General features: G+C 50.7%; 13 protein-coding genes. 1 reads left to right on the plus strand and 12 read right to left on the minus strand.

Annotated features, from left to right (window positions below):
* Window position 1 precedes the first annotated feature (1 nt).
* The 12 genes from fabZ to rpsB all read right to left on the minus strand — a co-directional run bounded on the left by fabZ (window position 2) and on the right by rpsB (window position 12642).
* Window positions 2-457, minus strand: coding sequence for a 3-hydroxyacyl-ACP dehydratase FabZ (fabZ, locus tag HV350_RS19935; RefSeq protein WP_003018528.1), 456 nt, complete (start codon window positions 455-457; stop codon window positions 2-4).
* A 103-nt stretch (window positions 458-560) separates the two neighbouring features.
* Window positions 561-1586 carry a UDP-3-O-(3-hydroxymyristoyl)glucosamine N-acyltransferase gene (lpxD, locus tag HV350_RS19940; protein WP_003018531.1) on the minus strand — a complete coding sequence of 342 codons (1026 nt, stop codon included), beginning with the start codon at window positions 1584-1586 and terminating at the stop codon, window positions 561-563.
* A 3-nt stretch (window positions 1587-1589) separates the two neighbouring features.
* The gene (skp, locus tag HV350_RS19945; protein WP_016151765.1) at window positions 1590-2075 is read right to left on the minus strand and encodes a molecular chaperone Skp; all 486 of its coding nucleotides are present in this window, start codon (window positions 2073-2075) and stop codon (window positions 1590-1592) included.
* 122 nt (window positions 2076-2197) lie between these two features.
* The gene (gene bamA / locus HV350_RS19950) at window positions 2198-4612 is read right to left on the minus strand and encodes an outer membrane protein assembly factor BamA (RefSeq protein ID WP_016151764.1); all 2415 of its coding nucleotides are present in this window, start codon (window positions 4610-4612) and stop codon (window positions 2198-2200) included.
* A 29-nt stretch (window positions 4613-4641) separates the two neighbouring features.
* Complete coding sequence (rseP, locus tag HV350_RS19955; RefSeq protein ID WP_181629197.1) at window positions 4642-5994, minus strand: sigma E protease regulator RseP; 1353 nt, start codon at window positions 5992-5994, stop codon at window positions 4642-4644.
* Window positions 5995-6005: 11 nt separating this feature from the next.
* Complete coding sequence (cdsA, locus tag HV350_RS19960; protein ID WP_016151762.1) at window positions 6006-6863, minus strand: phosphatidate cytidylyltransferase; 858 nt, start codon at window positions 6861-6863, stop codon at window positions 6006-6008.
* Window positions 6864-6875: 12 nt separating this feature from the next.
* On the minus strand, window positions 6876-7634 hold the full coding sequence (gene ispU, locus HV350_RS19965; protein ID WP_003018543.1) for a (2E,6E)-farnesyl-diphosphate-specific ditrans,polycis-undecaprenyl-diphosphate synthase: 759 nt from the start codon (window positions 7632-7634) through the stop codon (window positions 6876-6878).
* A gap of 312 nt (window positions 7635-7946) precedes the next feature.
* A complete protein-coding gene (gene ispC / locus HV350_RS19970; RefSeq protein ID WP_046275346.1) occupies window positions 7947-9143 on the minus strand; it encodes a 1-deoxy-D-xylulose-5-phosphate reductoisomerase in 1197 nt (398 codons plus the stop codon).
* Between the two features lie 219 nt (window positions 9144-9362).
* Window positions 9363-9920, minus strand: a complete 558-nt coding sequence (gene frr, locus HV350_RS19975) for a ribosome recycling factor (protein WP_016151760.1) — start codon at window positions 9918-9920, stop codon at window positions 9363-9365.
* A gap of 139 nt (window positions 9921-10059) precedes the next feature.
* A complete protein-coding gene (gene pyrH / locus HV350_RS19980; protein WP_005132114.1) occupies window positions 10060-10785 on the minus strand; it encodes a UMP kinase in 726 nt (241 codons plus the stop codon).
* Window positions 10786-10930: 145 nt separating this feature from the next.
* Complete coding sequence (tsf, locus tag HV350_RS19985) at window positions 10931-11782, minus strand: translation elongation factor Ts (protein ID WP_016151759.1); 852 nt, start codon at window positions 11780-11782, stop codon at window positions 10931-10933.
* Between the two features lie 134 nt (window positions 11783-11916).
* Window positions 11917-12642 (minus strand): 30S ribosomal protein S2, encoded by a 726-nt coding sequence (gene rpsB / locus HV350_RS19990; protein ID WP_016151758.1) that lies wholly within the window; start codon window positions 12640-12642, stop codon window positions 11917-11919.
* 449 nt (window positions 12643-13091) lie between these two features.
* Between rpsB and map the strand changes: the two genes are divergently transcribed.
* Window positions 13092-13886, plus strand: a complete 795-nt coding sequence (gene map, locus HV350_RS19995) for a type I methionyl aminopeptidase (RefSeq protein WP_181629199.1) — start codon at window positions 13092-13094, stop codon at window positions 13884-13886.
* Window positions 13887-13913: the final 27 nt, after the last annotated feature.

Consider the following 13913-nt stretch of genomic DNA (forward strand, 5'->3'; position numbering starts at 1 on the left):
ATCAGGCCTCCCGGCTACGGGCACACATCATCGTTGCTTCGCACACAACTTTACCGTCGACCAGCGCAACCCCTTTAAAACGGGTCAGGCCGCGGCGCGTTTTCTCGAAAGTCACTTCCATGATCATCTGATCGCCTGGCACGACAGGACGCTTAAAGCGCGCTTCGTCAATACCCGCAAAATAGTACAGTTCACCTGGTTCCAGTTTCCCTACGCTTTTAAACGCGAGGATACCAGTGGCCTGCGCCATTGCTTCCAGAATCAGTACGCCTGGGAAAATAGGTTTACCCGGGAAGTGGCCCTGGAAGAAAGGCTCGTTAACAGATACATTTTTCACTGCGCGCAGAAAGCGACCTTCTTCAAAATCCAGCACGCGGTCAACCAGCAGAAACGGAAAACGGTGCGGCAGAAGTTCTAAAATCTCTTCAATATGCAGAGTATGAGTGTTAGTAGTCAAAATACTCTTCCTGTCAAAATATACTAAAAGGCAATAATAACACGGCCTGTCGCAATCGTATGAATGGGACAGGCCGAAAAGTCAGACATGCAAAAACGGTGCTTTAGTCTTGTTGATTAACCTTGCGCTCAATCGCTTTGAGACGCTTGCTCATATCATCAATATTCATCACCAGTGCAGCTGTTTTACGCCATACCTTATTGGGCTGTAGCGGAATGCCTGAGGAATAGACGCCAGGTTCGGTGATAGGACGCATCACCATACCCATGCCAGTAACCGTGACTTTATCGCATATTTCCATATGCCCATTGATCACGCTGGCGCCGCCAATCATGCAGTAACGGCCAATCTTCAGGCTACCCGCCATAATGACGCCACCGGCTACCGCCGTATTGTCGCCAATCACAACGTTATGCGCAATCTGGCACTGGTTATCAATGATAACACCATTACCGATCACAGTATCGTCCAGCGCACCACGGTCAATGGTGGTACAAGCGCCTATCTCGACGCGATCGCCGATAATCACGCGACCAAGCTGCGGGATCTTCACCCAGTTACCGCGATCGTTCGCGTAACCAAATCCATCAGATCCGACGACAGTGCTGGACTGGATCAGGCAATTCTCACCGATCTGAATGTCGTGGTAAATCGTCACATTCGCCCACAAGCGTGAACCTGCGCCGATTTTAGTATTTTTTCCGACGAAGCAGCCTGCGCCGATAACGACGTTATCGCCCAGTTCTACGCCAGACTCAATGACCGCATTTGCGCCCACAGAAACATTATTACCCAGCTTCGCCGTCGCATCGATCACTGCACTCGGTGCAATGTTTTGTGCGGGCTGCGGCGTGGTATCTAAGATTTGCGCCATACGTGCATAGGTCAGGTAGGGATTCTTCACTACCAGCGCTGCACTCTTAGCAAAAGGAAGATCGTCCTGCGTCATCACAACGGCAGAGGCCTGGCATACGCCTAAGTGTTCACGGTACTTAGGATTCACCATGAACGTGATATTGCCAGTTTGCGCAGATTGCATGGACGCTACGCCGGTGATGACGATATCGCCATCACCGTGTAATTCTGCATCCAACTGCTCTGCTAAATCAGCCAGTCGAATTGAAGGCATTACTTATTTAACCTGTTTCAGTACGTCAGCGGTGATGTCTTTTACATCGCTGCTGTTGTATGCAACGGTGTTTGCGTCAACAACCAGATCGATGCTCTGACTGTTAGCAACAGATTTCACAGCTGTCTGGATACGAGTAACCAGTTTGCCACGTTCTTCGTTGGAACGACGTGCACGATCCTGCTCAAAAGCCTGAGCTTTCTGAGAGAAAGTCTGACGCTGAGCCATGACGTCTTTTTCCAGCTTGGTACGATCGCTACCCGCTTTCATGGATTGCAGACGCTGCATTTTAGATTGCAGATCAGATTCCATACGCTGCAGTTCGCTGGCACGGCCTTTGAACTCGTTTTCCAGCGTAGCAGAAACGCCCGTCTTCTGTGCAACCTGTTGGAACAAGCTACCCATGTTGACGATTGCAATTTTGTCAGCAGCCTGTGCGGACGTTGCCATCGCTAAACCGAGACCTGCAGCTAATAACCACTTTTTCACAATTAACTCCTTACCATCCCATTTGCACCCGAAGGTACAGTTCTTTGCGTGGCCAGGCGATCCCATATAAGATCGCCTAAAGTCATCGCTACACTACCACTACATTCCTTTGCGAAGAACAATTACCAGGTTTTACCAATGTTAAACTGGAACTGTTCCGCTTTGTCTCCATCGTACTTCTTGAACGGCTGGGCGTAGGAGAAAACCAACGGCCCCAATGGGGACATCCATTGTAAAGCGATACCCGCTGACATACGGATATTGTTCGGATCGCTGTAGTCCGGATAACCAGAGTACTTAGCTGAATCCCAGTTCGTATCCCAAACGGTACCCATATCCCAGAAGAATGAGGTACGGACCGAGTTGGCATACTTGTCGCTGATAAACGGCGTCGGGGTAATAAATTCCAGGCTGGCGACAGCCATGGCGTTACCGCCCACCGCATCATCCGATTTACACGGTGAAGTGTTGGTGGCGTCACATTCGTTATCGTAATCGCTATCGTTGTTATAACGATTAGCCGGTAAATAGACAGCCTTTGGACCGATGGTGTTGGACTGGAAACCACGCACGGTGCTGGAACCACCGGCATAGAAGTTCTCGTAGAACGGCATCTCTTTGCTGCCGATGCCGTCACCATAGCCCCACTTAGTGCGACCCAGAACAACCCATTTGTGATCGTCATCGATCGGCACATAGGTAGCGGTATCCAACGTCGCTTTGTAGTATTCGTTGTCAGAACCCGGAATGGTTACTTTACCGTTCAGGTTGACACGCGTACCTTCCGTTGGGAAGTACCCACGGTCCAGCTTGTTATATGTCCACCCATAGTTGAAGGTGAAATCGTCTGATTTAAAGCTATCAGCGTCAGGATCCTTACCCATTGAAACCAGATAACGCTGCATTGCAACCTGTGGATCCATGTTAGACAAGGAGTTATGCACATAACCCACACCCGCACGTAAGGTGTTGTATTCGTTGATCGGGAAGCCGAGCGTTGCGTCAGTACCATAACTTTTGTTGGTATAGTCGGACAGGTCTGCATCATCCGCTTTAAAGTCATTGTAGAAAACGCGACCACCAAGGCTCACCCCATCAACGGTGAAATATGGATTGGTGACAGACAACTCAGTATAGGTCTGATAGTCGTTTTTGGTGCCGTTGATCCCGACTGAATAACCGGTACCTAACCAGTTATCTTGCTGAACGCCAGCCTGGAAGCTCACGCCGCTTTCAGTACCATAACCAACGCCGAAGTTAAAGCTACCGGTGTTACGCTCTTTAACCTTATAGACCACATCAACCTGATCCGGGCTACCCGGTACACGCTGAGTATCGGTATCGACAGTTTCAAAGTAACCCAGACGGTTCAGACGCTCTTTACCCTGATCGACCAGATCGCTACCCAACCAGGCACCTTCCATCTGGCGCATTTCGCGACGCAGAACGGAATCTTTAGAGGTGTCGTTACCTTCAAAACGAATCTTACGCACGTAGAAACGGTTACCTGCATCTACGTTTACGCGTAATTTAACGGTTTTGTCGGCGTCGTTGATTTCAGGTTGCGACTGTACGCGCGGATAGGCATAGCCATAGCGACCCAGAAGCTTCTTGATATCATCTTCCATTTTGGTCACTTTGGTGCCGTTATAGAGTTCGCCTGGCTCGATTTTGGTCAGGGTCTCAATTTCGGCGGAGTGCCCAGCCAGGTTACCGCTCACCTGTACCCCTGAAAGCTTGTATTGATCGCCTTCAGTGATGTTAACGGTAATGTAGATACCTTTTTTATCCGGCGTCAGGCTAACCTGGGTGGAATCGATATTGAAGCGAGCATAACCGCGATCCAGATAGTAGCTGCGCAAGGTTTCAAGATCGCCCGCCAGTTTCTGTTTCTGGTATTTACGATCGCCCACCACGTTCCACCACGGCACTTCATCACGCAGTTGGAAGTGAGAGATCAGTTCGTCGGTCGAGAAAGCATGGTTGCCGACGATATTGATCTGTTGGATCTTCGCCGAAACGCCTTCCTGGAAGACCAGCTTGAGGTCAACGCGGTTACGCGGCAACGGCGTTACCACCGCTTTCACACTGGCGCTGTACTTACCGACGCTATAGTAGAAATCTTCCAGCCCTTTTTCGATATCGGCTAGCGTGGTGCGATCCAGAGACTCGCCAACACGCACACCAGAAGCCTCGAGGTTTTGCTTGAGCATGTCATCTTTCACCGATTTGTTACCGGAGAAAGTGATGCTGGCAATCGTCGGACGTTCTTTTACCTGAACCAGAAGGGTATCACCATCGCGCAGGACGCGGACATCCTCAAAGTTACCGGTGGCGAACAGAGCACGAATGGTATTACTGATGTCTTCATCATTAACCGTGTCGCCTGTGCGCACCGGCATACTGAGGAGAGCCGCACCAACGGCGACTCGCTGTAGGCCTTCGAAATGAATGTCCTTCACTACGAACCCTTCAGCACCGTATACGGTGGCGCTGCTAAACAGCAGCGACGCTATGAGCAACTTTTTCATCGCCATCGTTATTATGCGTTCTTCCTAACACTCTCTTACAACCGAGAGAAATCATTGAAAAGTGCAAGCCCCATTAACAACACCAGCAAGATAGAGCCAATGCGATAACTAAAGTCTTGAACCCGCTCGGATACCGGACCGCCCTTCAGCTTTTCAATCGCCAGGAACAGCAGATGCCCCCCGTCAAGAACGGGCAACGGAAACAGGTTGATTATCCCTAAGTTCACGCTGATAAGCGCAAGGAACATCAGGTAATAAATAACCCCGAATTCCGCTGACATCCCAGCCCCCTGGGCGATAGAAATCGGCCCACTGAGGTTGTTCAGTTTTACATCACCGGTAATCAATTTTCCCAGCATACTGACCGTCAGCTTCATCAACTGCCACGTTTTATCCGAGGCTACGAGGATGGCGCTGAATGGCCCATACTGGCGTACAGTCTTATACTCATCAGGCAGAGGAATAACTTTAGGCACCACGCCCGCAAAACCCTCAGCCTTCCCGTTAACCTGTTTTGAATCTGGGGTTAACGTTAAAGACAAGGAACTTCCTTGTCTTTCAATATCTAGCGCTAACGGCTTATCCGGATTATCGCGCACCAGCGTCACGAACGTCATCCATTGCGTCAGCGGCTGACCATTGACTTTAACGATCCTGTCGCCAGCTTGCAAACCCGCCTTACTTGCAGCGGAGTTTACCTGCACTTCTGACAGCACCGATTCAATCTGCGGACCGCGTGGGCGAATCCCTAAACTGGAAACAGGATCCTCTTTGTCTGGCTCAAATGCCCAATGGCGTAAATCCAGCGTTTTGTCCTGCCGCTGGTTGCTGCCAAACTGCGCCACGCTGAGAGTCGTATGTTCATCGCCAATTTTGGATACCAGTTGTAATCGCACGGCATCCCAATCAGGGGTTTCGATACCATCAACCGCTTTTAGTTCCGTACCCGGCTGAATTTGCGCCTGTGCGGCAATCGAGTTGGGTGTTATTTCACCAACAACCGGACGAACTCCAGGGACACCGATGATAAACACCAGCCAATACGCGAAAATAGCAAAAAGGAAGTTGGCAATCGGACCTGCGGCGATGATGGCTGCGCGTTGTCCAACCGTTTTATTGTTGAAAGCGTAATGGCGCAGCTCCGGTGCGACCGGTTCAGCGCGCTCATCCAGCATTTTGACGTAACCGCCGAGGGGAATCAGGGCGATGACGTATTCCGTACCTGATTTATCGGTACGCCGCCAAAGCGCTTTTCCAAAGCCAATGGAAAAGCGTTCGACGCGGACTCCGCAGCGCCGTGCAACCCAGAAATGACCAAATTCATGCACGGTGATAAGCACACCAAGTGCAACGATGAATGCAGCCAGATTCCAGAGAATACTCAGCATAAGACCATCCGTTAGAGCGTCCTGAATACCAGTAACAACAGGCAGGCAAAGACCGGTACCGCAGCCGTCAGGCTATCAATACGATCCAAAATACCGCCGTGTCCTGGTATTAAGTGACCACTGTCCTTAATACCTGCTTCACGCTTAAACATACTCTCGGTCAGGTCACCCAGCACGGAGGCCAGGGCTGCAACGATAGAGCAAATAAGCAAGGTGACAGGCGCAACCTCAAGATTCGCCCACATGCCATAACCCCATGAGATCACGGCCGCAGTGGCGAGTCCGCCAATAAAACCCTGCCAGGTTTTACCAGGAGAAACCTTCGGCGCCAGCTTGTGTTTGCCAAACAACTTACCAAACATATAGGCACCCGAGTCCGCTCCCCAGACGAGGATCATGACATACAGCAGCCATAACGCGCCACTATAATGATTCTCATCATAGTGCCATGCACGCAGCGCCAGCATTCCCCAAAAGAAAGGGACTATGGTTAACACGCCGAAAATTATGCGTAATGTTTTGGAATTACGCCAGACCGACGCAGAGCCGGGATAAAACAGCACCAGTAACAGCGCCACGACCCACCAGCCCAGCGACGCCCACAGCGATACTTCAACCAGCGGCTGATGAATATTGCGATGGTATTCCGGCAACAAAAATAGCATCAGTGCCAGCAATAGCCCGCACAAAACAGCCAGCCAGACTCGCTGCGTACGCGTGGTAAAACCGCTTAACTGTCCCCATTCCCAGGCGGCCAGCATACAGACGGCCAGCGTAACAATGGCGAACCCCACCGGCGGCAGCAAAAACAGCGCCGCGATGACAACGGGTATTAAAACAAAAGCAGAAATCAGGCGATACTTCAGCAAAAGCGACCCCCATCAGGCTTTTTCATCACCGGGCTCGGTGCCGCCGAAACGACGCTCACGATTAGCAAAGGCATGCAGCGCACCTTCAAAGTCTTGTTCATCGAAATCGGGCCAGAGAACATCCGTAAAGTAAAGTTCGGCATAGGCAATTTGCCACAACAGAAAATTACTAATTCGATGCTCTCCCCCAGTCCTTATCACTAAATCCACAGGAGCCAGTTCATGCATACAAATTTGCTGCCCCAGCATCTCTTCATCGATTTGCTCTGGACGCAGCAGACCATCCTGCACCTGTTGTGCCAGTTGTCTGACTCCCTGGACTATATCCCACCGTCCACCGTAATTCGCTGCAATATTTAGCGTCAACCCGGTATTCTGGGCGGTAATCGCTTCTGATTTGCGAATCCGTTCTTGCAAACGTGAGTTAAATCGACTGATATCCCCGATAATACGCAGACGTACGTTATGGCGGTGCAGGTTTTTCACTTCGCTATCAAGCGCCCACACAAACAGCTCCATTAACGCGCTCACTTCCTGCGCGGGTCGGTTCCAGTTCTCACTGCTAAAGGCATACAGCGTTAACGCATCAATACCGTTATTGGCAGCAAAAGAGACAGCCCGGCGGACGGACTTTGCTCCGGCCTTATGTCCAAAGGCGCGAATCTTCCCTTGCTTTTTCGCCCAGCGGCCATTGCCATCCATGATAATTGCTACATGGCGACAACCATGTGCTGGCAAATTTTCGCTTAATGGTTTAGTTGCAGACAACATAACGCGTTTTTAGTCCCTGAAAGGATTATACGGTACTCAGGAATACTGAAGCCTTTTGCGCTTCATCCTTCAGGCTGCTCCTTCGTTGGCTGTGATCTTCGCCCCAGTCACATACTCTTTGTATGCTCCAGGGGACTCATCCACTTGCCACCTTGATGCAACCTGAATGATTTTGTGCATCCACAAAAAAGCCGTGTCAAACCACGGCTTACCCGACCGAAAAAAAACAAATACCCGCGATCGAGTGGCGCAGACTATATCACTGAAGCCCAACGCTAACAAATAGCGCGATTCTCCGTGGAGGGATTATCATCAGCTTGAGCGTCGCATCACTTCTTTTCTGGCGACTTCCCGCGCGATAGCATCAACCTTCAGCACGTCATCAACGCTCTGTGGTTCCTGCAAATCCATCTTATCCAGTACGGATAAATTCAGGTCAGCAATATCGGTAAATCGGATCTGCTGCGCCAGGAATGCGGCAACGGTAATTTCATTCGCTGCGTTCAAAGCGGTCGTCGCCGCCTGCCCTTGCTCAAACGCGTCCATCGCCAGTTTCAGGCATGGATAACGCTGGTAATCAGGTGCGGAAAACGTCAACGCACTGAGCTTGCAAAAGTCGACAGGCTTAACGCCGGACGTCACTCGTTCTGGCCATGCCATCGTATGAGCAATAGGTGTACGCATATCAGGTTCCCCCAACTGCGCCAGAACGCTACCATCCTGATAACGCACCATCGAATGAATAACCGACTGCGGGTGAATCAGCACTTCCATCTGGCTCGCATTGGCATTAAATAACCAACGCGCTTCAATGTATTCCAGACCTTTATTCATCATGGTGGCTGAATCGACAGAGATTTTTCGTCCCATCGACCAATTCGGATGACGACATGCCTGATCGGGGGTCATAGAAACCAGATCGCGCAATGGCGTTTCACGGAAAGGGCCACCAGACCCGGTAAGCAAAACTGAAATGACGCCATTTTGCTCAAGGTCAGCGTATCCCAGATTGTGTTGGATAGGTTGCGGTAAACTCTGAAAAATCGCGTTATGTTCGCTATCTACCGGCAAAAGCTGTGCTTTGTGGCGTTGCACGTCGTCCATAAACAGACGCCCGCAGGTCACCAGTGACTCTTTATTCGCCAGCAAAATGCTTTTGCCCGCGCGGATTGCCGCCAGCGTCGGTAGCAAGCCCGCCGCGCCGACAATCGCCGCCATAACCTGATCAACATCATCCAGCGCAGCCATATCACAGGCAGCCTGCTGCCCGCTCATAACCTCAGTACGACTGCCCTGCTCCAGCAGAGCTGCTTTTACCAACGCAGCGCTTTTTTCATCGTCCATTACCGCATAGCGAGGAGAAAATTCCAGACATTGCTCAACCATACGGACGACATTTTTACCCGCCACCAACGCAGCAACGCGAAATTTTTCCGGGTTATGGCGTACTACATCCAGCGTACTGCAACCAATGGAACCGGTTGATCCCAGGATGGTTAATTGCTTCATCAGACATCCAGAAGAATTTTACTCGTCATACTTCAAGTTGCATGTACGTTGGCTCTCCTCGTTCACCCCTGTCACGCACGGGTGTACGCTCCCGGGGATGCCCTGCGTCGCCGCCTTCCTGCAACTCGAATTATTTAGAGTATATAGACAGAAAAAAGCAAAACGCCGCCATCCAGCCTTCTCAGGCCTTCTAAGCGGCGTTTTTAGCGTACAGGCGAATCAGAACTGCATCAGTTCCGTTTCTTTCTCTGCCAGCGCCGCATCAACTTTCTTGATAGCTGCGTCAGTCAGTTTCTGTACGTCGTCCTGAGAACGGCGATCGTCATCTTCGCTGATCTCTTTTTCTTTCAACAACGCTTTCACTTTGTCGTTGGCATCACGGCGTACGTTACGTACGGCAACGCGCGCGCCTTCAGCTTCGCCACGCACGATCTTGGTCAGATCTTTACGACGTTCTTCAGTCAGCGGCGGCAGCGGAACGCGGATGTCGGAACCCGCAGAACTTGGATTCAGACCGAGGTCGGAAGCCATAATTGCTTTCTCAACGGCTGGCCCCATAGAACGGTCAAACACGTTGATTTTCAGGGTACGGGAATCTTCAACCGTTACGCTTGCCAGCTGGCGCAGCGGGGTCGGTGTGCCGTAATATTCCACGACAATACCATCCAGCAGGCTAGGAGAAGCACGGCCCGTGCGAATTTTGCTGATTTGGTTTTTGAACGCTTCGACGCATTTGTCCATGCGTACTTCAGCATCTTTTCTGATATCGTTGATCACGTTACGAATCCTTGAAAGCTTGTTTCAGTCAGACCATACCCACCACTCAAGATGTGACAAGTATAGTCTTGATTAATTTTGAGGGACGTATCCCGCGACATTAAAGCGGAATATTACCTGCATTTAGCCGCAACGGGAATTATTCCGTGATTAACGTGCCTTCTTTTTCACCCATAACAACACGGCGCAGCGCACCCGGTTTGTTCATGTTAAAGACACGAATCGGTAATTTGTGGTCACGAGCCAGCGTAAACGCCGCAAGATCCATCACTTTCAGCTCTTTATCCAGTACTTCAGCATAGGTCAACTGTTCGTACATAGTCGCCGTTGGATCTTTAGCCGGGTCAGCCGTAAATACGCCATCGACTTTGGTGGCTTTCAGTACCACATCCGCTTCAATTTCAATACCACGCAGGCAAGCCGCAGAGTCGGTAGTGAAGAACGGATTGCCAGTACCCGCAGACAAAATAACAACGCGGTTGTTACGCAGCAGGCTGATTGCTTCCGCCCAACTGTAGTTATCACACACGCCATTCAGAGGAATTGCGGACATCAAGCGAGCGTTCACATAGGCGCGGTGAAGCGCATCGCGCATCGCCAGACCGTTCATGACGGTGGCTAACATGCCCATGTGGTCGCCCACAACGCGGTTCATCCCTGCTTTCGCCAGACCAGCGCCACGGAACAGGTTACCACCACCAATCACTACGCCAACCTGGATACCCAGCTCAACCAGCTCTTTGATTTCCTGAGCCATACGGTCAAGGATGCTTGCATCAATACCGAAGCCTTCTGAACCTTGCAGAGCTTCGCCACTTAACTTAAGCAGAATACGTTTGTAGACGGGTTTTGCATTGGTAGCCATGTTTCTTTCCTGAGACTGTCAACGAATGAGATGAATTAATTCCGGCGACATTGTATGTCGCTTTTCAGCATGACCACTATAGCGGTTCGCTGAATTTACAAGCCAGACACAAAAAGAAGCCGCCCTCAGGCGGCTCCTTTAAAAATTAAGACTGCTTGGACATCGCAGCAACTTCTGCTGCAAAGTCAGTCTCAACTTTCTCGATACCTTCACCCACTTCAAAGCGGATGAAGCCTGTTACATCAGCGTTGTGCTCTTTCAGCAGCTGACCAACAGATTTGCTCGGATCCATAACGAAAGGCTGACCAGTCAGAGAAACTTCGCCGGTGAATTTCTTCATGCGGCCTTCAACCATTTTCTCTGCGATTTCTTTCGGCTTACCAGACTGCATCGCGATGTCCAGCTGAACCTGGTATTCTTTCTCTACCACTTCAGCAGAAACGTCTTCCGGCTTAACGAATTCTGGTTTGCTTGCAGCAACGTGCATTGCCAGCTGTTTAACCAGCTCTTCGTCAGCGCCAGTTGCAGCAACCAGAACACCGATACGAGCACCGTGCTGGTAGTTACCCAGAACTTCGCCTTCCAGGGAAGCAACGCGACGGATGTTGATGTTCTCACCGATTTTAGCAACCAGAGCAACGCGTTCTTCTTCGAACTGCGCTTTCAGAACTTCAACGTCAGTGATTTTGCCAGCAACGGCAGCGTCCAGTACTTTGTCAGCAAATGCCTGGAAACCAGCATCTTTAGCAACGAAGTCAGTCTGGCAGTTAACTTCCAGAATGAAAGCGATGTTGCCGTCGATTTTGGTTTTGATTACGCCGTCAGCAGCAACGTTGCCTGCTTTTTTCGCCGCTTTGATTGCGCCGGACTTACGCATGTTTTCGATTGCCAGCTCGATGTCGCCATTAGCTTCAGTCAGTGCTTTTTTGCAATCCATCATGCCTGCGCCAGTACGCTCACGCAGCTCTTTTACCAGGGATGCGGTAATTTCAGCCATTCTAAAATCCTCGGAAGATTTGATCTGCCCGGCATGAAACCGCACAGATTTAAAAGTGAAAAAGGGGCCTAAAGGGCCCCTAACCAAACGTGATACTACCTGGTTTATAAGGGGGCTCGAACGAGCGTGCCTTATTATTCAGCTTCTACGAAGCTTTCTTCCGCCTGGGAAGCCAGATCCTGAGAACGGCCTTCACGAACGGTAGTAGCTACAGCGCCCAGGTACAGGGTCACAGCACGGATTGCGTCGTCGTTACCCGGGATAACGAAGTCAACACCGTCCGGATCAGAGTTGGTATCAACGATAGCAAATACTGGGATACCCAGGTTGTTTGCTTCTTTGATAGCAATGTGCTCGTGGTCAGCATCGATTACGAACAGAGCGTCCGGCAGACCGCCCATGTCTTTGATACCGCCCAGGCTGTTTTCCAGTTTCTCAAGCTCACGAGTACGCATCAGCGCTTCTTTCTTGGTCAGCTTTTCGAAAGTACCGTCCTGAGACTGAGTTTCCAGATCTTTCAGACGTTTGATGGACTGACGAACGGTTTTCCAGTTAGTCAGCATGCCGCCCAACCAGCGATGGTTCACGAAGAACTGGTCGCAGTTGTTAGCAGCTTCTTTCACCGCTTCGCTTGCAGCGCGTTTAGTACCAACGAAAAGGATTTTACCTTTACGAGCAGAGATCTTGTTCAGTTCAGCCAGAGCTTCGTTGAACATCGGTACAGTTTTCTCAAGGTTGATGATGTGAACTTTGTTACGCGCACCGAAGATGAACGGCTTCATTTTCGGGTTCCAGTAACGGGTCTGGTGACCGAAGTGAACACCAGCCTTGAGCATGTCGCGCATGGAAACAGTTGCCATGATTAAAACCTCTATATATAAAAGTTGGGGTTAAGCCTCCACGCATCCCATATTACCGACCCCAAAGGGCACCCCGGAATATGTGCCGATACGTGTGTGTTGTTACACAAAGTGAGATTTGTCGCTCCCGTCCATCGTGTGTAGTCTTCAAATGGATCGGAAGTCCGGCGCGCTTTATACCACAAATACGCTACCGACACCAATAATTGTTGGCGGTGCGTGCTGAATGAACGATGAATTTCGTGTTACAGGGAGGCAGCCAATTTTTGCATCTCCGGGAGCCTACATGCAGTAAGCGGCTGGAGTGAGCAAATACAGCCAACACACCTGTGGCACGAAAGGCGAAGTTCAGAATGATTCTCAATTTGGCAGCATGTATGCCGGACTGATACCATTGGCACCACTTAAACAATTATTGCCGATATCATCGGCACTGATGGACAGAATTCATGGCTATCTCAATCAAGACCCCTGAAGAAATCGAAAAAATGCGCGTCGCTGGCCGTCTGGCCGCCGATGTACTGGAAATGATCGAACCGTTTGTTAAGCCAGGCGTCAGCACCGGCGAACTGGATCGTATCTGTAATGACTACATCGTGAATGAGCAGCAGGCCATTTCCGCCTGCCTGGGCTATCACGGTTATCCAAAGTCCGTGTGCATCTCTATTAATGAAGTGGTGTGCCATGGGATCCCGGACGACGCCAAGCTCCTGAAAGACGGCGATATCGTCAACATCGACGTAACCGTGATTAAAGACGAGTTCCACGGTGATACCTCGAAAATGTTCATCGTCGGCAAACCAACCATTCTGGGCGAGCGTTTGTGCCGCATCACACAGGAAAGCCTGTATCTGGCGCTGCGGATGGTAAAACCGGGTATTCGACTGCGCACGCTGGGCGCTGCGATTCAGAAATACGCGGAAGGCGAAGGCTTCTCTGTGGTCCGTGAATATTGCGGTCACGGCATCGGTCGCGGCTTCCATGAAGAGCCGCAGGTTCTGCACTACGATGCAGACGACGGCGGTGTGGTACTGCAGCCGGGCATGACCTTCACCGTAGAGCCCATGCTGAATGCCGGTGATTACCGCATCCGCACCATGAAAGACGGATGGACGGTGAAAACTAAAGATCGGAGCTTGTCTGCTCAGTACGAGCATACTATTGTGGTGACGGAAAAAGGCTGTGAAATTCTGACATTACGCAAGGATGACACCATCCCGGCGATCATCACACACGACGAATAATGTTTTGCCTGATGGCGATGCACCCGC

The organism is Citrobacter sp. RHBSTW-01013 (assembly GCF_013781985.1).
GTDB classification, from domain to species: domain Bacteria; phylum Pseudomonadota; class Gammaproteobacteria; order Enterobacterales; family Enterobacteriaceae; genus Citrobacter; species Citrobacter braakii.